At 56.0% G+C, this 18,949-nt stretch carries 18 protein-coding genes and 1 tRNA gene; 9 read left to right on the top strand and 10 right to left on the bottom strand.

All coding sequences use genetic code 11. The features are described 5' to 3' along the window. Positions 1 to 30 precede the first annotated feature (30 nt). On the top strand, positions 31 to 678 hold the full coding sequence (locus tag GS612_RS08830; protein WP_171119596.1) for a GntR family transcriptional regulator: 648 nt from the start codon (positions 31 to 33) through the stop codon (positions 676 to 678). A 3-nt stretch (positions 679 to 681) separates the two neighbouring features. On the opposite strand, the gene GS612_RS08825 is transcribed toward GS612_RS08830, so the two are convergent. Both GS612_RS08825 and carA read right to left on the bottom strand, forming a co-directional pair. Continuing rightward, complete coding sequence (locus tag GS612_RS08825; protein ID WP_171639687.1) at positions 682 to 2,559, bottom strand: glycosyltransferase; 1,878 nt, start codon at positions 2,557 to 2,559, stop codon at positions 682 to 684. Positions 2,560 to 2,640: 81 nt separating this feature from the next. Beyond that, positions 2,641 to 3,807: a glutamine-hydrolyzing carbamoyl-phosphate synthase small subunit gene (gene carA / locus GS612_RS08820; RefSeq protein WP_152457634.1), complete on the bottom strand. Its 1,167-nt coding sequence runs from the start codon at positions 3,805 to 3,807 to the stop codon at positions 2,641 to 2,643. A 183-nt stretch (positions 3,808 to 3,990) separates the two neighbouring features. Between carA and GS612_RS08815 the strand changes: the two genes are divergently transcribed. Continuing rightward, the gene (locus GS612_RS08815; RefSeq protein WP_152457635.1) at positions 3,991 to 4,476 is read left to right on the top strand and encodes a GatB/YqeY domain-containing protein; all 486 of its coding nucleotides are present in this window, start codon (positions 3,991 to 3,993) and stop codon (positions 4,474 to 4,476) included. An 18-nt stretch (positions 4,477 to 4,494) separates the two neighbouring features. Here GS612_RS08815 and GS612_RS08810 read toward each other — a convergent pair whose 3' ends face one another. The 3 genes from GS612_RS08810 to ctaD form a co-directional block, all read right to left on the bottom strand. Further along, complete coding sequence (locus GS612_RS08810) at positions 4,495 to 4,986, bottom strand: DUF2244 domain-containing protein (RefSeq protein WP_171119599.1); 492 nt, start codon at positions 4,984 to 4,986, stop codon at positions 4,495 to 4,497. Positions 4,987 to 5,030: 44 nt separating this feature from the next. After that, entirely contained in the window at positions 5,031 to 5,630 is a 600-nt protein-coding gene (locus GS612_RS08805) for a 2-hydroxychromene-2-carboxylate isomerase (RefSeq protein WP_171206854.1), read from the bottom strand. Positions 5,631 to 5,754: 124 nt separating this feature from the next. Beyond that, the gene (ctaD, locus tag GS612_RS08800) at positions 5,755 to 7,413 is read right to left on the bottom strand and encodes a cytochrome c oxidase subunit I (RefSeq protein WP_170346621.1); all 1,659 of its coding nucleotides are present in this window, start codon (positions 7,411 to 7,413) and stop codon (positions 5,755 to 5,757) included. Between the two features lie 305 nt (positions 7,414 to 7,718). Between ctaD and GS612_RS08795 the strand changes: the two genes are divergently transcribed. Further along, positions 7,719 to 8,138: an HIT family protein gene (locus tag GS612_RS08795; RefSeq protein ID WP_171639686.1), complete on the top strand. Its 420-nt coding sequence runs from the start codon at positions 7,719 to 7,721 to the stop codon at positions 8,136 to 8,138. Here GS612_RS08795 and GS612_RS08790 read toward each other — a convergent pair whose 3' ends face one another. Beyond that, positions 8,139 to 8,561 (bottom strand): helix-turn-helix domain-containing protein, encoded by a 423-nt coding sequence (locus GS612_RS08790; protein ID WP_171639685.1) that lies wholly within the window; start codon positions 8,559 to 8,561, stop codon positions 8,139 to 8,141. A gap of 82 nt (positions 8,562 to 8,643) precedes the next feature. On the opposite strand from GS612_RS08790, the gene GS612_RS08785 reads away from it, so the two are divergent. Further along, positions 8,644 to 9,585, top strand: coding sequence for a cation diffusion facilitator family transporter (locus tag GS612_RS08785; RefSeq protein ID WP_171228529.1), 942 nt, complete (start codon positions 8,644 to 8,646; stop codon positions 9,583 to 9,585). A 315-nt stretch (positions 9,586 to 9,900) separates the two neighbouring features. On the opposite strand, the gene lipB is transcribed toward GS612_RS08785, so the two are convergent. Together lipB and GS612_RS08775 are read right to left on the bottom strand one after the other, a co-directional pair. Beyond that, on the bottom strand, positions 9,901 to 10,557 hold the full coding sequence (lipB, locus tag GS612_RS08780; RefSeq protein WP_171231840.1) for a lipoyl(octanoyl) transferase LipB: 657 nt from the start codon (positions 10,555 to 10,557) through the stop codon (positions 9,901 to 9,903). A 39-nt stretch (positions 10,558 to 10,596) separates the two neighbouring features. Continuing rightward, a complete protein-coding gene (locus GS612_RS08775) occupies positions 10,597 to 11,256 on the bottom strand; it encodes a DsbA family oxidoreductase (protein ID WP_171170660.1) in 660 nt (219 codons plus the stop codon). Positions 11,257 to 11,397: 141 nt separating this feature from the next. Here GS612_RS08775 and GS612_RS08770 point away from each other — a divergent pair. Beyond that, a tRNA-Leu gene (locus GS612_RS08770) sits at positions 11,398 to 11,484 on the top strand. A gap of 318 nt (positions 11,485 to 11,802) precedes the next feature. On the opposite strand, the gene GS612_RS08765 is transcribed toward GS612_RS08770, so the two are convergent. Then, a complete protein-coding gene (locus GS612_RS08765) occupies positions 11,803 to 12,555 on the bottom strand; it encodes a TylF/MycF/NovP-related O-methyltransferase (protein ID WP_171639684.1) in 753 nt (250 codons plus the stop codon). 567 nt (positions 12,556 to 13,122) lie between these two features. Here GS612_RS08765 and GS612_RS08760 point away from each other — a divergent pair. Next, positions 13,123 to 13,755 (top strand): class I SAM-dependent methyltransferase, encoded by a 633-nt coding sequence (locus GS612_RS08760; protein WP_171639683.1) that lies wholly within the window; start codon positions 13,123 to 13,125, stop codon positions 13,753 to 13,755. Between the two features lie 40 nt (positions 13,756 to 13,795). On the opposite strand, the gene GS612_RS08755 is transcribed toward GS612_RS08760, so the two are convergent. Continuing rightward, on the bottom strand, positions 13,796 to 14,893 hold the full coding sequence (locus GS612_RS08755; protein ID WP_171328781.1) for an acyltransferase: 1,098 nt from the start codon (positions 14,891 to 14,893) through the stop codon (positions 13,796 to 13,798). 317 nt (positions 14,894 to 15,210) lie between these two features. On the opposite strand from GS612_RS08755, the gene GS612_RS08750 reads away from it, so the two are divergent. The 3 genes from GS612_RS08750 (at position 15,211) to GS612_RS08740 (ending at position 18,935) form a co-directional block, all read left to right on the top strand. Further along, positions 15,211 to 17,094 carry a glycosyltransferase family 2 protein gene (locus GS612_RS08750; protein WP_171639682.1) on the top strand — a complete coding sequence of 628 codons (1,884 nt, stop codon included), beginning with the start codon at positions 15,211 to 15,213 and terminating at the stop codon, positions 17,092 to 17,094. Between the two features lie 94 nt (positions 17,095 to 17,188). Further along, positions 17,189 to 17,860, top strand: a complete 672-nt coding sequence (locus GS612_RS08745) for a class I SAM-dependent methyltransferase (protein ID WP_171116453.1) — start codon at positions 17,189 to 17,191, stop codon at positions 17,858 to 17,860. Positions 17,861 to 17,882: 22 nt separating this feature from the next. Further along, complete coding sequence (locus GS612_RS08740; RefSeq protein WP_171639681.1) at positions 17,883 to 18,935, top strand: glycosyltransferase family 2 protein; 1,053 nt, start codon at positions 17,883 to 17,885, stop codon at positions 18,933 to 18,935. The last annotated feature ends 14 nt before the right edge of the window (positions 18,936 to 18,949 follow it).

Raw genomic sequence — 18,949 nt, 5'->3', positions numbered from 1 at the left:
ACATGTCCGAACGAGGAGACAAACGATCCCATGAGCCAGACCCGATCCCCGACCAAGGACGCCTACAGCCTTATCCTGGAAGCCATCGATGTGGGCGTCTACAAGCCAGGTGATCGGTTGGTCGAAAGCGAACTGGCAGACCGTTTCGGAGTGTCACGCACCCCGATCCGCGAAGCGTTGCAACGGTTGGAAACCCAGTCTCTGCTGGAACGGGACGGGCGGTCGTTGATCGTCGCGTCCCTGGATCACAACCAGATGGCCGAGCTTTACATCGTGCGCCGGGAACTTGAAGGGCTGGCTGCGCGCCTGGCCGCAAAACACGCCACCGAAGAAGAAATCAAGGTTCTTCAGGACATGGTCGTCGAAGATGACAAGCTGATCGATGACCCAACGGCCTTGTCGCGCGCCAACCGACGGTTTCACGAACAGATTCATCTGGCGTCACACAACCGCTATCTGGTTCAGCAGCTTGATCTGGTTCACCGGACGATGGCCCTGATGGCGACCACTTCGCTGGCAGTTCAGGGGCGTGGTGAGATTGCGCAAAGTGAGCATAAGGGAATCGTCGATGCCATCGCAGCCCGAGACGAGGAGGCTGCGGGGCAGGCGTTGAAGGAACATATTTCGGTCGCCTTCATGACACGTCTGAAACAGGATGCCAGTCGTCGCGACAAATAAACGTCAGGTCAGCGGAACGTCTTCGCTGGCCTGCCCGTGTTGGGTTTTGTCCCAAAAAAACGGATTTGTCGCCAGTTCCCACAGGGCCTTGTAACCGGCGACCACCCCCAGAGGGAAATACAGACACATCGTCGGAACCCACGGCAGCAAAAACCGACGTTCACGCGCGGATACAGCGATGATCCCGACGCAAATATTCAGGGCCTCGGTCGCCAGAAACAGGCAGATCAGCGCCGTCGTGATCTGCTGCGGCAGGATCTGCTCCATCGGATTGGGTATACCCAGGGCGTATAGCCAGAAAACCCATAGAACGGGGGCCAGCAGGAACTGACCCAGAGTGCCCAGAAAAAATGCCTGCAGGCCGATAAACTTGGCCGCACCCAAATCAGCATACAGTTTCCGCGGGTCCCGCATGTGCACAAGGTAGGTGACCGTGAACCCCTTGAGCCAGCGTGAGCGTTGCTTCACCCACGGCCAGGCACGGAAATTCGCCTCTTCGAAGGTGGCGGTGTCCACCATCTCGGTCCGGTAACCCGCCCGGCAAAGCCGCACACCCAAATCGGCATCTTCGGTGACATTGTGGGCGTCCCAACCGCCCAGTTCCAAGAGCTTTTCGCGGCGGAAAAAGAACGTCGTTCCCCCAAGCGGGACGACCAGCCCCATACGTGCGATGCCCGGCAGGATCACCCGAAACCAGCTGTTGTATTCGATGGTAAAACAGCGTGACCGCCAGTTCGTGCGGGGGTTGTAGTAATCCAAAACACCTTGCAGGCAAACCACCTCGGGCGAAGCTTGGGTGAAATGCGCAACCACACGTTCAATCTGATCCGGCTGTGGTGCGTCTTCGGCATCCCAAACGCCAACGATGTCACCGCGGCAAAAGTCCAGCGCGTAATTCATGGCGCGCGGTTTGGTGGTCAACCCGTTCAGTTCGGGGACTTCAACAACACGCATCCAACTGGGCAGAGCCACTCGCGCAAGGGCGTCGCGCGTCACATCATCCGTCGCCTCAAGCACGAGAATGACGTCCAGCAGCGCTTTGGGATAGGTCAGCCTTTGAAGCCGTTGCACCAGAGCACTCGCGATTTCTCGCTCCTTGTACAACGGCACCATGATGGACACGCAGGGGTGACGCAGCGCGATCGCCGCCTCTGTTGGCTCGGTCGGCTTTTTCATGCGGTCGCTGAGACAGGCCAGGGCGCCCATTATCCGAAAGGCTGCAAAAAGAACCAAACTACCTACGGCCGCGCCCAACAAAACCATCAATCCAAACGAAGGGAACAGGGCGAAAAGACACAGCACACCCAGCGTTGTTGCTGATGATACGAGCCGGGACCCGGCGGTCCAGTTGCGGCAGCTTTGTGCCGCGTTCACACGGGTTTCGGCCGCTTTTGCGAGCGTCCGCGAGAAGTACTGTGCAATGACCCTGTCTATGTGATGAGAATCCGCAAGAACGGGCAGGATGGAATAGTCGCAATCCTGCATCTCGGCTGCCACGGTTGCAAAACGATCGGGCCGGGCAGTGGCGACCAAAAGCAACGGGCCGATGCGCATCCAAGGGATAACATTGTGCTCAAGCCAGAAGTCCACCGGCTTCAGGTCACACAATCCGGGCATCGGTGGAATTTGTTCGAGGTCCGCGATCTGCCACCCGAACTGCGTGGACAGAGCTTTCAGAACGTCCTGCCTGGTGGCATACCCCTCGCCAACCAGAATCTCGCCAAGCGGCGCTTTCTGCCTGGTCTGCAGGCTCAGCGCATGGTCCAGTTGCGAGCGCGTGATGACCTCGGTTTCCAGCAGGCATGTGCCCAGCGGTTTGCGAAATCCGGGCGCCGGGATCGGGGACGCGTTTGTAAAATCCTGAAGGTTAAGTTCAACCATTAAAAAACCCTGGCACAGTTACCTGCGCTCAGGGTTGATCAAACAAGGTTAATGTGCCGTTAACTCTGGTAACTTAAGGGTTTATGCCTGCTCTTTTTTCTTTTCCATCGCATCGGCGAAACGTTCGAACAGGTAAAAACTGTCCTGGGGGCCGGGCGAAGCTTCGGGGTGGTATTGCACCGAGTATACAGGTCTGTCAGTCATGCGGATCCCGCAGTTCGAGCCGTCAAACAGCGATCTGTGGGTCTCGACCACGCCTTCCGGCAAAGACTGTGCGTCCACGGCAAAACCGTGATTCATCGACGTGATTTCGACCTTGCCGGTTTCCAGATCCTTGACCGGATGGTTCGCGCCGTGGTGGCCGTGATTCATCTTGACTGTCTGACCGCCCAACGCCAGCGCCAGCATCTGGTGGCCAAGGCAGATACCAAAGACGGGCAGATCGGTTGTGTCCAGAATTTCCTTGATCATCGGCACAGCATAGGCACCCGTTGCGGCCGGGTCGCCGGGACCGTTCGACAGGAAAACGCCATCCGGCTGATGGGCCAGCACTTCGGCAGCGGTTGCCGTTGCTGGCAGCACGGTTACATCACATCCAGCCGAGGCGAGACAGCGCAGAATATTGCGCTTTGCACCATAGTCGACAGCCACGACTTTGTGGGCGGGGGCCTCTTGCCGCTTGTACCCTTCCGGCCACGCCCAGCGCATTTCATCCCAGCGGTAGCTTTGGGCACAGGTGACATCCTTGGCCAAGTCCATCCCCTCCAGCCCGGCAAAGCCGCGGGCCGCAGCAACCAGTGCTTCGATGTCGAAATTGCCCTCGGGATCATGAGCCAGCGCCACATGCGGCGCGCCTTGTTGGCGAATGGCGCGGGTCAGACGGCGGGTATCGACGCCGCCGATGGCGATGCGTCCACGGCGGGCAAGCCAGCCCTTGAGTTCTTCGGCCGAGCGCCAGTTGGACGGCTGGGTCGGATCCCATTTGACGACCATGCCAGCGGCAACCGGATCAGCGGTTTCGTCATCTTCGGGGTTCACGCCGACATTGCCGATATGGGGGAAGGTAAAGGTGACGATCTGCCCGGCATAGGATGGATCGGTCATGATTTCCTGATATCCGGTCATCGCTGTGTTGAAGCAGAGTTCTGCCACGGTCTGCCCGGTTGCACCGAAACCGATGCCGTAAAACAGCGTTCCGTCGGCCAAAGCCAGACATGCGGTGGGCTTGGACGGGGCGTTCTGGGCCATGGCGCGACTCTCCTGCAAGGTAAACCGGCGCATACCTAAGGGTGTTAAGCGCTTGGGTCAAGTCTGTCCAATTTTTGGGCCATCGTTATTTTTCAATGGGTTAAGCTTGTTCGCCCCCGGTTGTAACGCGCTTTTTGTTTAGATATGTTCGGGGTTCCGTTGTCATGGGGATGGACAAGCCAAATGGACATGCGATCACGGGTGAATGCCGCCCTGAAGCAAGCAATGAAAGACAAAGCAGCCGAGCGTCTGTCGACGCTGCGGTTGATCAACGCGGCCATCAAGGACCGCGACATCGCCGCGCGCGCCTCGGACAATGAAGAGGTCAAGGGCTGTGGTGATGCAGAGGTGCTTGAAATTCTTGGCAAAATGACCAAGCAACGCAAGGAAAGTGCGCGCGCCTATGAAGAGGGCGGTCGCCTGGACCTGGCCGAGCGCGAGATGCAGGAAGTCGCCGTCATCGAAGAGTTTCTGCCCAAGCAGCTGGATGATGATGAGGTGTCAAAGGCGATTCAGGCTGCAATCACTTCGACCGGTGCCGGTTCCATTCGCGACATGGGCAAGGTCATGGGCGAGTTGAAGACCCGTTATACCGGACAGATGGATTTCGGCAAGGTCGGGCCTATGGTCAAGGACCACCTCTGCGCCGCGTCAAACGGCGACTGCTGAGACATCAGGCTGAAACACCTACTGCGCGACAGGGTCGCGCAGTTTCCTGGCCAAATCGTCATAGAGCGTGATGCGCTCATCTTCCGACAAAAACGCCCCGATTTCTACTTCACGCCCGTCTCCGACGAGCGTGACATAGTGTGGAACCGGGCCGCCTCTTTCGTACATTTCAGGTCGTGCCCAATAGCGATTGCACGACCATTCCTGTTGGTCTTTGCCCGGAGTGTGATGCACCAGGCGGGCTTGTGAACCGGACAAGGTGAAAACCTCAAACGCACTGCGCGCGCGATAGTTCGCCTGAATCGCCAGCCAAAGCCCAAGCACCGTCAACAGCAGAAACGGTAACAGGCCCCACAACACGACCGACCCAAGCACGGCCAACAATGGGATCAAACCGAACAGAAATACGGACAGGATGGCAATCATCGCCCCACGTCGCGGCAGTGAGTTATGCGGCCAGAGGCGCAGTTCCTGTTCGGTCTCGGATGTCTGATTCCATTTGTACGGCATACCGGAAACATATCGCAGTGCCGCCTCATGTCGACGGATTTTGATCAGACCACGTGGCCCACACGCGCCCAGGACAAGGCGTCATCCAAACGGTCGTCGCCCCAGAACACCTCTTGCCTCACCACGAAGCTGGGGGCGCCGAAAACACCCAGTTTCACGGCGATGTCTGTTTCAGCTTCCAGCGCGGTGACGATATCCGGGCTGCGCGCGCGAGCCAGCGTCAGGCGAGGATCCTGCTGGCACCGCAGCAATGCTTCGGACAGGGCGCTTTCGCTGCCTGCCTCGACGCCATCCTCGAACCAGATGCGGTATAGGTTCTGGGTAAATGACTTGCCCCATCCATCCCTCATACCAAACAAAGCGACCTGATTGGCCAGGGCAAGATCGGAAATCGGATAGGGTGCGGGCAGGCTGGCGTGGATGTGATACTTGGCACAGCGACGTTCGATATCACGCCACATATATGCGGATTTTTCGGGTTTTCCGGCGAACGGGATATTCTGCTGGGCTGACATGACCGTGCGCACATTAAAGGGCCGCCAGTTCACGGTGGCGTCATGTTCTGCGCACCAGTCGTCCAGACGCATCACGGTAAGGAAGCTGTAAGTGCTGCCGATTGAATACCAAAAGTCGATTTCCGGCATTGCCGATCCTCCGACTGTTCTGCGGGGGTATCATAGCGGATTTTGGTACACTTGGCGAACCGGCAGAGGTGGAAACGAAAAAACCCCGCCACTTGGGCGGGGTTTTTTTGGGATCAGATCGGGATCAGTGCGCGTGGCCTTTGTCCCAGTCTTCCTGCTTGGGCAGCTGCTCGAACGTGTGTTCGGGCGGCGGCGTCGGCAGGGTCCATTCCAGCGTATCCGCGTATTCGTTCCACGGGTTCGGACGTGTCTCTTTCGCACCACGGAACAGGGCGTAGAACACGATCCCGAAGAACAGCAGGAACGAGGCGAACGAGATGAACGCGCCGATCGACGAAACGAAGTTCCACTGGGCGAATGCCTCGGGGTAGTCGATGTAGCGGCGCGGCATGCCCTGACGGCCCAGGAAGTGCTGCGGGAAGAAGGTCAGGTTGGCGCCGATGAAGAACAGCCAGAAATGAACCTTGCCCCAGAACTCGGAGTATTGACGGCCCGTCATCTTGCTGAAGTAGAAGTACACCCCGGCAAAGATCGCGAAGACAGCACCCAGCGACATCACATAGTGGAAATGTGCCACGACATAGTAGGTGTCATGATAGGCACGGTCGACACCGGCCTGCGACAGAACCACACCGGTCACACCGCCGACGGTGAACAGGAACAGGAAGCCGAAGGCGAACAGCATCGGTGTCTTGAACTCGATCGAGCCGCCCCACATGGTGGCGATCCACGAGAACACCTTGACCCCCGTCGGAACCGCGATGACCATCGTGGCCAGCATGAAATAGGCCTGCTGACGCAGCGACATGCCGACGGTGTACATGTGGTGCGCCCACACGACAAAGCCCAGCACGCCGATTGCGATGATCGCCCATACCATCGGCAGATAGCCGAAGATCGGCTTGCGCGAGAAGGTGGCGATCACGTGGCTGATGATGCCGAAACCGGGCAGGATCACGATGTACACTTCGGGGTGGCCGAAGAACCACAGGATGTGCTGATACAGGATAGGGTCACCGCCGCCGGCCGGATCAAAGAAGGTGAAGCCAAAGTTGCGGTCCATCAGCAGCATGGTGATCGCGCCTGCCAGAACCGGCAGCGACAGCAGAATCAGCCATGAGGTGACGAAGATCGACCAGCTGAACAGCGGTACCTTGAACAGGGTCATGCCAGGGGCACGCATGTTCAGGAAGGTGGTGATCATGTTGATCGCGCCGAGGATCGAAGAGGCGCCCGATACGTGCACGGCAAAAATCGCCAGGTCCATGGACATGCCGCCTTCGGTCGTCGACAGCGGCGGATACAGAACCCAGCCCACACCCGAGCCGAGCTGATCGTTCCCACCCGGGCTGAGCAGCGAGGCAACACCCAGCGAGGTGCCGGCGACATACAGCCAGAAGGACAGGTTGTTCATCCGCGGGAACGCCATGTCCGGCGCACCGATCTGCAACGGCATGAAATAGTTGCCAAATCCACCGAACAGGGCAGGGATGACAACGAAGAACATCATCAGAACACCGTGATAGGTGATCATCACGTTCCACAAGTGTCCGTTGGGGGTACACGGGTCGGCCATGAAGCCTTCCAGGCACATGTACTGAACGCCCGGGTGCATCAGCTCGAGCCGCATGTAAACGGTCATCGCCACCGAGATCAGACCGGCAAGGGCCGAAACGACCAGGTACAGAATCCCGATGTCCTTGTGGTTGGTCGACATGAACCAGCGCTGGAAAAAGCTGCGCTGATCTTCATGGTCGTGACCGTGAATGGCTGCGTCTGCCATTATAGGTGCCTCCTGTTGCAACTGCACCGCGCAGTCGGACCTCTCCAACGCGCGGGATTCCTGCTGGTTTTAGAATGTGAAGAGGGCACCTTCAATGGCCGAGTTTGATCTGGATCAAGATTAATTGTCGCGGGCACGCGGGCGCCGCACGATTTTCCGGCCTTGAATGTGGGGTATCTGGGCATGGCGGATGAGAATTCAAGCCCGGACCGTCGATGCGGCATGGGCGTTGGCAGAGTTCCGCCTTGACCGTCGCCCGCGCGCGTCTCAGAACTGTGCCAACACCCGCAATCCAGAGGTTTGAGATGGCTGATTACGACCCCGACAATATCTTTGCCAAAATCCTGCGCGAAGAAATCCCGTGCATGCGCGTGTACGAGGATGATGAAACGCTGGCTTTCATGGACATCATGCCGCGCGCGGACGGGCATCTTTTGGTGATCCCCAAAACACCATGCCGCAACGTACTGGATGCCACGCCCGAGCAACTGACGGCGGTTATAAAAACGGTGCAGAAGATGGCCCGGGCGGTCAAGTCTGCATTCGACGCGGACGGGGTGACGATCCAGCAATTCAACGAGGCGGCAGGCGGGCAGGAAGTCTTCCACCTGCATTTTCACGTCCTGCCGCGCCACGAAGGGGTTTCCATGCGCCCGCCGGGCAAGATGGGGGATTTCGAGCTTATCGGTGAACACGCGAAAAAGATCAGCGCCGCTCTCGCCTGATCATTCGGCGCCACGCGGCCCCATGCATTCGCCATGATCCTGAAACGCGTGCAGCACGGCACAGACATGATCGTGCTGCCCGTCGCAGGCCGCTGAAATTCGGGTCAGTTCCGCTTCGAGGTTTTGCAGGCGGGCAATTCGGTCCCGCAGATCGGCCAGTTGTTTTTGGGCAATTTCGTGGGCCCGGTTAAGGTCGCTGCCAGACGCGCCTTCAAGGGACAGCAGGCCCACGACGTCGGCCAGTGGCAATCCCAGATCACGGCAATGGCGAATGAAGATCAGCCGTTTCAACGCGACTTCGTCATACCGGCGTTGATTGCCCGCGGTTCGGTCTGGTTTGGGTAACAGGCCTTTGTCTTCATAGAACCGGATTGTCGGAATTTTCACTCCGGTTCGGCGCGATAAGTCCCCGATCGAGTACATTTTCCGGTTTTGACCTCTTGAACCTCTAGTGGCTAGAGGAATTACATGCTCTGGGAAGCCGTAACAAGGGATATGAAACGATATGGCACACCAGCATTCCCACACCGGGCATGGTCACCAGCACAACCACATTGATCCAGACGCTGGCGATGCGCGCGTCGCCTGGGCAATTGCGGTGAACATGTTCCTGACATTGGCTCAGGTCATCGGGGGTATCATTTCGGGTTCTCTGGCGTTGATTGCCGATGCGCTGCACAACTTTTCGGACGCTGTTGCGCTGATCATTGCGTTTTTTGCCCGCAAGATCGCACGGCGTCCGGCCGATCCACGGATGAGCTTTGGCTATGGCCGGGCCGAAGTCGTTGCGGCCTTGGTCAATTACACTACGTTGATCGTGTTGTCGGTCTATCTGTTCTACGAAGGCGTCATGCGGTTTTTTGAACCCGAGCCGATCAACGGATGGCTTGTGGTCTGGGTCGCCGCGCTGGCATTGGTGGTCGATCTCGTAACCGCTGCGCTGACGTATACCATGGCCAAGGACAGCATGAATATCCGGGCCGCATTCATCCATAATGTTGCGGACGCCTTGGGATCAATCGCCGTGATCGTAGCGGGCACCGCAGTGATCCTGTTCGGCTGGACATGGGTAGACCCGGCTGTGACGATCCTGATCTCGGTCTACATCATGTGGCATGTCAAAGAAGAGATAGGCGAGACGGTCCGCGTTCTGATGCTGGGCGCTCCGCCCGACCTGGAGCCAGAGCAGGTTGCCGCGGCGATCGAAGAAACGGATGGGGTGGCCGAAGTGCATCACGTGCATTTGTGGGCCATGCAGGAGCGGCAGCCCGCGCTGACGGCGCATCTGGTCATCGATGCGAACGCGTGGTCAGATGCCGAAATGGTACGGGACAGTGTCAGGCACACGCTGCAAGTTCGTTTCGGGGTGGGCCATGCGACGCTCGAACTGGAACAGGCTGGCCGCGCCTGCGTCGGTTCGTCCCGATTTGGCCACCAGGAAGAATAGCGGTGCCTGAAAGAGAATTGCCGTTCCGATTTGGGGTCGGAACGGCAGACTCGTAACCAAACACTTCTCGGATTTCGAGGGCGAGCCCTGGATCACCGGTTAACATACCACTCACTCTTGATTGGCAGTTCCATATTACTCGTTAACGGGGCCTTTGTATCCACCTGAGTTAAAAAATGCTTAAAGACTTCTACAAATCCACCGAATTCAGGGTTAATTGCCTTACGCATGGGAAACAGAGCCAGCCTGTCACAGGGATTGTTGTTTGCAACAGTGGCGCGCAGCGATTCGCTGCGCAGTGATCGACAGATGGATTCAGGGTGCCACTGGGCCAAAAACGTCTGCGAAAGTCTTTTTCAGTGCGGCATCAAGGTCTGCCATCGTTACCGGCAAGCCCAGGTCGACCAATGAGGTCACGCCGTATTCGCTTATCCCGCAAGGGACGATGCCGGAAAAATGTTCCAGATCCGGTTCGACATTCACTGAGATTCCGTGAAAACTGACCCATTTGCGCAGGCGCAAACCAATGGCGGCGATCTTGTCTTCCGCCGGTTTGCCGGTCGCTGTCAACGGCTTGTCATCACGCCGAACCCAAACCCCCACGCGCCCTTCACGGATCTCGCCTTGCACGTTGAATTCCGCCAGCGCCGAGATCACCCAGGTCTCCAGCTGTTTCACAAACTGACGCACGTCGCGACCACGTTTGTTCAAATCCAGCATGACATAGGCCACACGCTGGCCGGGCCCGTGATAGGTGTATTCGCCGCCGCGTTTGCTTTCGTAAACCGGAAACCGATCGGGGTCGGTCAGATCTTCGATCCTGGCCGAAGTGCCGGCCGTATAAAGCGGCGGGTGTTCCAGCAGCCAGACACATTCTTCGGCTTCGCCATTTGCAATTGCGGCGACGCGCGCCTCCATAAAGGCAACGGCGTCGTCATAGCTGGTCAGACCATCGGTGATTTTCCATTCCATGCCGGTCTCATATCCGTCTGAATCGGTCAAGAAAAGGGGTCAGGCGGCCTCGGACAGGCAACGTTGCAGCACCTGGGCATAGGTTTCAGAACCCTGTGCGCCGGTCAGCAGGTATTTCCCGCCAAAAACCATGGATGGCACGCCTGAAATTCCCCGGCTGGTCCAGAACAGCTGCTTTTCACGCACCGGGGCTATGTGTTCTCCGCTTTCAAGTGCTTGTCGCGCCGTATCCGCGTCCAGCCCGATGGATCGAACAACTTCCAGCAGAACATCCATATCGGAAACATCCCGCTGCGCTGTGAAATACGCGTCGAACAGAGCCAGTTTCAAAGGATGCTGTCGGCCGACTGATTCCGCCCAATCCAGCAACTGATGCGCTGCGAATGTGTTCACCATTCTGCTGTCATCGTCGAAGTTAAAGGCAAAGCCGAGCTCGGCCCCGATCGAGGTAAGCTTGTCCCGTGCCTGCTGACTTTGCTCGGCGGTCGAGCCGTATTTCGCCATGATATGTTCACGCAGGTTCTGGCCTTCGGGTGGCATGTCCGGGTTCAACTCGAACGGATGCCAGCAAAGCCGGGCAAGGACACCCTGTTGCTGCAACGCCATGTCAAGCTGTCGAAAGCCGACAATGCACCAGGGGCACACAACATCCGAGACGATATCGATCTGAACGATCGGGAGGTTTTCGGGCGGGGGCATCGGCGGCTCCTGTCAGGTCAATGGCGTGTTGTCCAGTGGCAGAGATAAGCCCGTGGTGAAGGAATTTAAACCACTGCGTTTTTGCCTCTTCACATCGCGCGCACCAACGTCTATACGCCGCTTTACCAAGTCATTGGCAGTGCGGTCGTGGCGGAATTGGTAGACGCGCAGCGTTGAGGTCGCTGTGGGGTAACTCCCGTGGAAGTTCGAGTCTTCTCGACCGCACCATCTCTCAGTGAAAGAACAAGAAATTGAGGGCGGGTGCAAAGATTGCATCCGGTGTGGCACCCACTGTGCGACGTCCAAAAGGGTTGCCGAAGACGACTGTACCACGTGAAAGAATTGCTTTCAGAACCTGAATCAGTTCCATGTTTTGGGTGTTCTATCGGAATGTGCAGGATTCTGTTTGGTAGCACCCCAAGGGTGTCAGCCTGGTCGGCCATTCTTAAACACGAACAGGCCGCAGCCTTGCTGAGCGTGACGTTTCAGGTGTTCAGGTGACGGGCGCAACCTGACCCATGACCTGAACCCAAGGCCTGGTCCTCTCTAGACCTTTTGGAAATAGACGCCCACGCCATCGATTTCGTTGATCGCGGGTGGCTTATAGCCCACCTCGTCAAGATAATCATGCACGGCCGCTTTGGCTGCGGGAACCACGTGATAGTCGTCAACGATGATCCAACCGCCTTCCGAGACCTTACCGAAAAGGTGCCGCAAAGGATCTATGGTTGATTCATACATGTCGCCGTCAAGACGCAGCACTGCAATCTGCTCACTGGGTACCAGTGGCATGGTGTCTTTGAAGAAGCCTTCAATGAACACGACATTATCGTCCAGGAGCCCGAACTTTTCAAAATTCGCCCTTACAGAATCGGCTGACACGGCCAGAGCGTCGTACTTATGGAAATCAGACCCCTTGTCGTGAGGATACAGTTCTTCATTCGGCTTGGGCAGTCCCATGAAAGAGTCACACAGAACGACACGTCTGTCATTCTGGCCATATGTAAAGAGAACCGCTTTCGCGAAGATGCTGGCACCACCACGCCATACTCCGGTTTCGACAAAATCGCCGGGAACCTGGTTGCCGATGACGGATTCCACCATGGCGCGAACATTGGCCAATCTCTTGCTGCCCACCATAGTGAAAGCAACAGACGGCCAATCCCAGCCGTATTCACGGTTTTTGGAGTCATAATCCGGTTTGGTGTCTCCAAACAGAATTGGTGGGTCTTCATAGATCGTGCCATCTAGGGCACGGGCAACCGTGGTCAGATATTGTTCCCGAAGTTCCGCGAGCATAGATTATAACCTTGCATAGATGTCTGGCTGGTTCTGACCTCTCTGCTGTGAAGTTTCAACAAGATTCGCTGGAAATCGCCTACGGCGTTGGATAAATGGAGTCACATTTCCTGTTAACTGTGTTTTTTTTCAACTCAGACGTGCCTTAACTCTCAATTTTGACGTCCAGAGTGAAACATATCTTTTTTGACGCTACGAATTACGCGAATGTTTGCGCCAACTTCAGCATCAGTCTTGGCGAATATGGTCGGACCCAACCCATTTGTTAGGTCGTGAAACAACTGCCCTGCGTTTCTTTCTGCATTTGATGTTCAGTAAGCTTGTAAACCCGGGACTTTCAGGTGATGAAGCAGCACTACAACAAGTAAGGGCATATTGGTGAGCAAATTTAAGGAAGTCATCTCAACTGCTTTGCGCTCAATTTCAGGCAGTTCGAAATAGAAGAAGGTTCAACCGATTTTCTGTTCAGAGCGGAACAGATGTACCGTTGACGGCGTCAATTTTTTCGCCACGGTTGATGTTGAAGAATATCATGAATTCGCATCGAACGACTACGAGTTTCTGCTGGTGAAATCCCGCGAAATGATTGAGGCTGAACTTGATTGTACCTCGAAGTTCGATGTTCATAATGTCGTCGATATAGGAGTATGGCAGGGAGGGAGCGTTGCTCTCTTCGATTGTGTATTTCGGCCTGACAAACTGGTTGCAGTTGAATATTCGACGCGCGATCTGCCTCACCTTGAGGCGTATGTCGACAGGTGTTCGCGGCAGGATAATGTGCGGCTTTGCAAGGGGATAAGTCAGGCGGACATCAGTCGGTTCGGCGAATTGCTGGACGCAGAGTACGGCAACGAGAAGATTGATCTCGTTATAGATGACGCTTCGCGCCAGTATTTGGAAACGATGTTGTCGTTCAACCTCGTTTTTCCGCGCATGTCGGAAGGGGGCATCTTCGTCATTGAAGATTGGCAATGGTCTACGATGGAACCACATTACAATTCCGACCACTTCAAAGGGAAAGAGGGGCTGGCGAACCTAGTGCTTCAAGCGTCATGTCCTGCGCCTGTCGCCCGGACATTGTTCGTGAAGTCATCGTCAAAAATCACTCTGTTATGGTTGTTCGGGCTGAGGCTGAACTGCAAGGCGGCGCTTTTGACATTGCCGAGATCGCCCGCAATCGAGGCGAGATTGTTCCCCTGATGCTATAGATCCGCATTGTTTTGGTAGGCGTGCTCTGCCGTTACGACGCCAATTGTTGTGAAGCCGGGTTTCTCAAATCAGGCTTGGTTATCCGGCGGGCAAGGCGGATGAATGGAACTTCGACAGCATAATAGATAACAGTCGCAATAGGTATCGCTACGGCAAGGGTAATAACACAGACAATGGGCACCACAAGATCCGGATTGTCCGTAAGTGTTGCGGCCCATCGGGTCAGGTTTGTGTTATAGATAAGAAACGGATGCATCAGATATAGGCTGTAACTGATCTTTCCAAGAAAGCGGGTAAAAGGGTTATAGAGAAAAAAAACGGGTCGAAGTGCCTGCGATAGCGCTAGGCTTGCAAAGGCAAAGCCCCAGCCCAAAACCAGTGCGAGTGGAACCGGTTTGTTTAGCGTTTGCGCCTGATCAAGAACCGGGCCAAACAGATACATGTAAATCAACCCGGCGATCCCGGCACCGAGCGCTAAATAGCCGACGGGGCGCTCGTATGACTTAGGTGTCCAACGGTAGGCGCACCAAACGATCAGACCCAACGCAAAGTACGGGGCGTTCGTGAAAAAGCTGGTCCAATAATAAAAATCGGGAACTTCACCCTGACTGGATAAGTTTACATACCCCCATCCCAAGCAGGCGAGCAAAAAGAGAAACACCGCTGACCAAATGTTCCGCCAAATCCAAAGGAAGGGGAACAGAAGATAGAAGATAGCTTCGACGCCGATTGACCAACCCGCCGGAACAAGACTGGTTTGTTCACTGGGGACAAACCCAAACAGAAATGTAATATTCCTGATGATCGTACCTGTTTCGGCCTGGACCCCAATATACAGCCAAGCAAAGAGCATCACGTAGAAGAGTGGTGCAATTCGAAAAAATCTGCGCAAGGCATAGGCCCAGCTTCGATCAAAGGACACTCCCTTTGGATAAGCTAGCGACATGGACATCGCGCTTATTATGAAAAACAGCGGCACTCCCATCGCATAGTAGTCGGCACCCCAGTTCTTGTAGTAGACGCCGAGTGGATGAATGTGCACTGCGTGTACAAACACGACCGCAGACGCAGCGATACCGCGCAGTGAATCAAGGCCATGCGCCCTTTGATCTTTAAGATTACCTGTCATGATCCACTCGAGATACCGCATCCTTGCTGCCAAAAACCTTTGGCGACATTGAACGTCAGCTATAAATGGTTGGCGCCCGAAGGCAATCAAATTGTCGTTTTCAAGCGTAAAGCCCTACGCATTGAACGCTGCCCACGGGGCTGCGATCGTCCGCGGAATTTGGAGTTGGCAGTCAGTTAACCGGAGGGCTCGTCCACTTGCATTGCATTTCCGGGGCCCGTAACAAAGCCGCAGGCAGGGATGCGCGCTATACATCTGCAAAGATGCGTTTTTTCCCGCTATCCTGAATTTGCGGGCCACGGGTACAGGTAGACGCGATGAGACTTGTCATATCCACGATGAAAGACGAAGGGCCGTTCATCCTGGAATGGATTGCATACTATCTTTCGATCGGCTTCACCCATTTTATCGTCAATTCGAACGATTGTTCCGATGGCACCGACGCGATCCTTCAGCGATGCCAGGAACTGGGGTTTCTGGCGCATATCGACAACCCCGGCCCGTGGGAATTTGGACCCCAGGCTTCAGCTTATGCAAACGCCATGGAACACCCCTGGTGCAAAGAAGCCGAATGGATATTGGTCTGCGATGTGGATGAATTTCTTGATATTCGCGTCGGCGACGGAACACTGGACGATTTGTTTCGTGCATTGCCGCATGCGGACGGATTTGCCGCAATCTGGCAGCTGTTCGGGCACAACGGAATCGTCGAGTTCGAAGACAGGTTCATTGTCGAGCAATTCACCCGTGCGGGCGAGCTTGGCGCCGTCAGTCCTCACAACTTGCGGGCGTTCAAATCGCTGTTTCGCAACAACGGATCGTATCGCACAATCAGCACGCATCGACCGCGCGGTCCGATACCCAGCAAGGCGGATCGATTTGCCTGGGTCGACGGGGACGGTGATCCGTTGCCGCCGGCCATGCGAAGACGAGGGTGGGCGTATTCATCAACGGGCGCCGGGTTCGGGCGCAGGCTGTTTCGGATGAACCACTATGCGGTGAGGTCCGTGGAAAGCTATCTGATGAAACGGTTGCGCGGGGATGTGAATACCTCGAGTTTTCATCCGAAGATGGAGGCAACAGGTCAGGCCTACTGGAATCTGCATTGCTATAACGACATCGAAGAAACCTCGATCCTGTCCAAAGTTGCGCGACTTCGGGAGGTTTATGAAAAGCTGCGATCCGATCCTGTTCTGGGGCAATTGCATCATCAGGCGGTTGCATTTCACAAGGAGCGCATCGCAAGCCTCAGAAAAACCGAGGTGGCGCAGGATTTTGTTGCAAAGTTCAGCCGCTTTCGCAGCGGGCGCTATGTGAAGGCGCTGGACCTCGGCGTGATGGAAGATGGCGATCTGTCTTTCAACGCTGAAATGTACAAGGACCCGGAAATCACATTTGCCCAGGTCGCGAAATGGACGCGGCTCGGCAAGATGTCCAAGCCCGAGAACTCCAAGCCATACAATTTTCCTTGGTTCGTTCGGCTCGATGCCCTCGAAACCTCGTTTGATTACGAAGAGGCCGCGGCGCAGCATGCGCAAATTACGGATGCCAAACAGGTTTCGGTGCCGTTCGATCCCAAGGATCCTGTCTACCTGCCTTCTGTCCCTCCTGAGGTTGAAAGAACAAAAGACCAGCGGCAGAGTTTTCTTCGATCAATCAGTGGCAAGAAGAATTGGGTGCTGATCGGACATGTTGAGACTGAAATCATCGAAGAAATACTTGATCTGGACGCTGTCGAGAAATTGACGGTCATAGGACCGTGGGGGCTGTCATGGGACGGTTTTACATGTCCGGATGCAACTCAGGATCCCGAGCTACAAGCGTTGGATCGCACGTTTTATGCATTGCTGGAATATTTCCGCGACCCCATTCTTGCCGGGCGATTGCATATCTACCGGGCGCTGCCCCCCTTGATGCTGAAGCTGTTTGAAGACGAAAGCGTCGGCGTCGTCATCATCCGCGGGGTGCGGGCAGAGCAGGTGATGACCCAGCTGTTGCGCCGTATCGACCGGGTTCTTGCCCCCGGGGGCAGTATCGCGTTCACATCCTATCGCCGTCACGGAGGCGGGTCGTATACGGGTATGAATGCGGCGATAAACAGTTTCCTCGGGCGCAATGCTGCACGATACCGGATAACCAGCTTGCAGCCACCGTGGCTTGGTATCGACAAGTTGCCACCGCTTGGCAAAAAGGACACATAGCTTCTGGTTCTTGAGGCTGTGGCGTGGTAGCCATGGCGCAATGAACAAAACGGGTTTTGAGTGAATTGGATACCCGTCTGCAAGTGAGGTCGAGATGTCGAACGAACCCAAGGTTATCGGTGTTGCGCCCGGCGGCCAGAAGAAACCGAAGGCTGACAAAGCGACCAAACGCAAAAACAGCAAAGAAGCAATCCGCCGAACATTCCTTTCGCGTTTGCCAAAGGGGGGCTTGGCCGTTGAAATCGGTGTCTGGCAGGGTGAGTTCTCTCCGACCATTCTGAAACTGATCGAGCCCAGTCAGCTTTTTCTGATCGACCCGTGGAAGCATATTGGTGAGGAATCGCACACAACCGCGTTTGTGGGTCGGACCGAAGACGAAAAGATGGAGGCCATCTTCCAGAAGGTCGTAAAGACTTTCGAGGCCGAGATCGAAGAAGGCAAGGTCGGTATTATCCGCGATTTTTCGGTGCCTGCGTTGGAGCTTTTTGATGATGAAAGCATCTCGTTCGCCTATGTCGACGGAGACCATTCGTATGAAGGCGTGACCGCTGATCTGGCCGCTTTGTTTCCCAAGATCAAACCTGGGGGGATCATGGCGTTCGACGACTACCACCGCCGCGGCTGGTGGGGCGACGGCGTGATCCGTGCGGTCAACGAATTTCTGGGCCAGCACCCCCGAGAGTTGCGCATCCGCGCGATTGCCGGCGCGCAGATCGCCATCGAAAAAATTGTCCCGCAAGATGACAGCAAAGGTCAGAACAACTAGGCGGCGGGGATAAGTGGCAGCGATGGAAAAGCCTGAAAAAGTCCTCATCACTGCGATGAAGAACGAGGGTCCCTATATTCTGGAATGGGTGGCCCATCACAAGGTGCTGGGGTTTGACCGGATCATTGTCTACACCAATGATTGTACAGACGGCACCAACCAGATTCTGAGACGGTTGCAGGACTTGGGCCATGTGGAGTTTCACAGAAACCGGGTTGGAACCGGAGGCATTCACCGGTCTGCGCTGAGGCAGGCACGGCGTTTGCCGGTGGTGAAAGACGCAAAGTGGATATACGTCGGGGACGCGGATGAGTTCCTGAATATTCACGTTGGAAATCACAGGGTTGATGATCTGATCGAGGCAACGCCCGGCGTTGACGTCATCTCCATCCCCTGGAAGATTTTCTCGAACAGTGGTCGGCATGTTATGCGCGATACGCTGGTGACGCGGCAATTCTTCGATTGTGAACTGGATTTCGAACAAGGCGGGGCAGGGCGCCGGTTTGTCAAATCCCTGTTCAGGCAGGGCGATTTCTATCTTCGCTTCGGGTTGCACAACCCGCACCCCCGTCCCGAACTTCAGGCCGGCGTGTTCCGGTCCGTGCCCGGAGGGCACGCCACGGAACCTGCCCCATTCGGCAACCATGTCTCGCCCCCGTTCGGTTTTGAAGTTGCACAGATCAACCACTATGCCGTCAGATCCACGCAGGCCTATCTGGCCAAGCGCAGCCGAGGTCGGGCAAATCATTCCTCGCAGACACTTGGAACCGAATATTGGGACCGCTGGAACCGTGGCGGTGCCAAAGATGAAACAATCCTGCGGTACAAGGATGAAGTGGATGCGGTGCTGGAAGAGTTTCGCGCTGATGACAGGCTTCGACGGCTGCATAGAAGAGCGTTCCGCTGGCACAAGGCCCTGATCAACGATCTGCTGAAACTGCCAGAGTATGATGAGCTGTACCAGAAACTTCTTGAAAAACCGGCTGTGGATTTTGTCGCAAAGGACCGTGGCGTAAGGGAACGCCTGTCGGCCAGCGCGCCGTCTTCGACTGACGAAAACCGGACAGAGTCCTGACAAAACGGCCCTTG

Origin of the sequence: Ruegeria sp. HKCCD6157 (genome assembly GCF_013110685.1) — a bacterium.
Lineage (GTDB): Bacteria > Pseudomonadota > Alphaproteobacteria > Rhodobacterales > Rhodobacteraceae > Ruegeria.
The sequence above is the reverse complement of the archived record's forward strand: the minus strand, read 5'-3'. Positions and strand labels throughout refer to the sequence as shown.

Excerpts from the sequence above, each read along its gene's own strand:
- GS612_RS08830 (WP_171119596.1), top strand. The coding sequence starts at position 31 with ATGAGCCAGACCCGATCCCCGACCAAGGACGCCTACAGCCTTATCCTG.
- GS612_RS08825 (WP_171639687.1), bottom strand. The coding sequence starts at position 2,559 with ATGGTTGAACTTAACCTTCAGGATTTTACAAACGCGTCCCCGATCCCG.
- carA (WP_152457634.1), bottom strand. The coding sequence starts at position 3,807 with ATGGCCCAGAACGCCCCGTCCAAGCCCACCGCATGTCTGGCTTTGGCC.
- GS612_RS08815 (WP_152457635.1), top strand. The coding sequence starts at position 3,991 with ATGGACATGCGATCACGGGTGAATGCCGCCCTGAAGCAAGCAATGAAA.
- GS612_RS08810 (WP_171119599.1), bottom strand. The coding sequence starts at position 4,986 with ATGCCGTACAAATGGAATCAGACATCCGAGACCGAACAGGAACTGCGC.
- GS612_RS08805 (WP_171206854.1), bottom strand. The coding sequence starts at position 5,630 with ATGCCGGAAATCGACTTTTGGTATTCAATCGGCAGCACTTACAGCTTC.
- ctaD (WP_170346621.1), bottom strand. The coding sequence starts at position 7,413 with ATGGCAGACGCAGCCATTCACGGTCACGACCATGAAGATCAGCGCAGC.
- GS612_RS08795 (WP_171639686.1), top strand. The coding sequence starts at position 7,719 with ATGGCTGATTACGACCCCGACAATATCTTTGCCAAAATCCTGCGCGAA.
- GS612_RS08790 (WP_171639685.1), bottom strand. The coding sequence starts at position 8,561 with ATGTACTCGATCGGGGACTTATCGCGCCGAACCGGAGTGAAAATTCCG.
- GS612_RS08785 (WP_171228529.1), top strand. The coding sequence starts at position 8,644 with ATGGCACACCAGCATTCCCACACCGGGCATGGTCACCAGCACAACCAC.
- lipB (WP_171231840.1), bottom strand. The coding sequence starts at position 10,557 with ATGGAATGGAAAATCACCGATGGTCTGACCAGCTATGACGACGCCGTT.
- GS612_RS08775 (WP_171170660.1), bottom strand. The coding sequence starts at position 11,256 with ATGCCCCCGCCCGAAAACCTCCCGATCGTTCAGATCGATATCGTCTCG.
- GS612_RS08765 (WP_171639684.1), bottom strand. The coding sequence starts at position 12,555 with ATGCTCGCGGAACTTCGGGAACAATATCTGACCACGGTTGCCCGTGCC.
- GS612_RS08755 (WP_171328781.1), bottom strand. The coding sequence starts at position 14,893 with ATGACAGGTAATCTTAAAGATCAAAGGGCGCATGGCCTTGATTCACTG.
- GS612_RS08750 (WP_171639682.1), top strand. The coding sequence starts at position 15,211 with ATGAGACTTGTCATATCCACGATGAAAGACGAAGGGCCGTTCATCCTG.
- GS612_RS08745 (WP_171116453.1), top strand. The coding sequence starts at position 17,189 with ATGTCGAACGAACCCAAGGTTATCGGTGTTGCGCCCGGCGGCCAGAAG.
- GS612_RS08740 (WP_171639681.1), top strand. The coding sequence starts at position 17,883 with ATGGAAAAGCCTGAAAAAGTCCTCATCACTGCGATGAAGAACGAGGGT.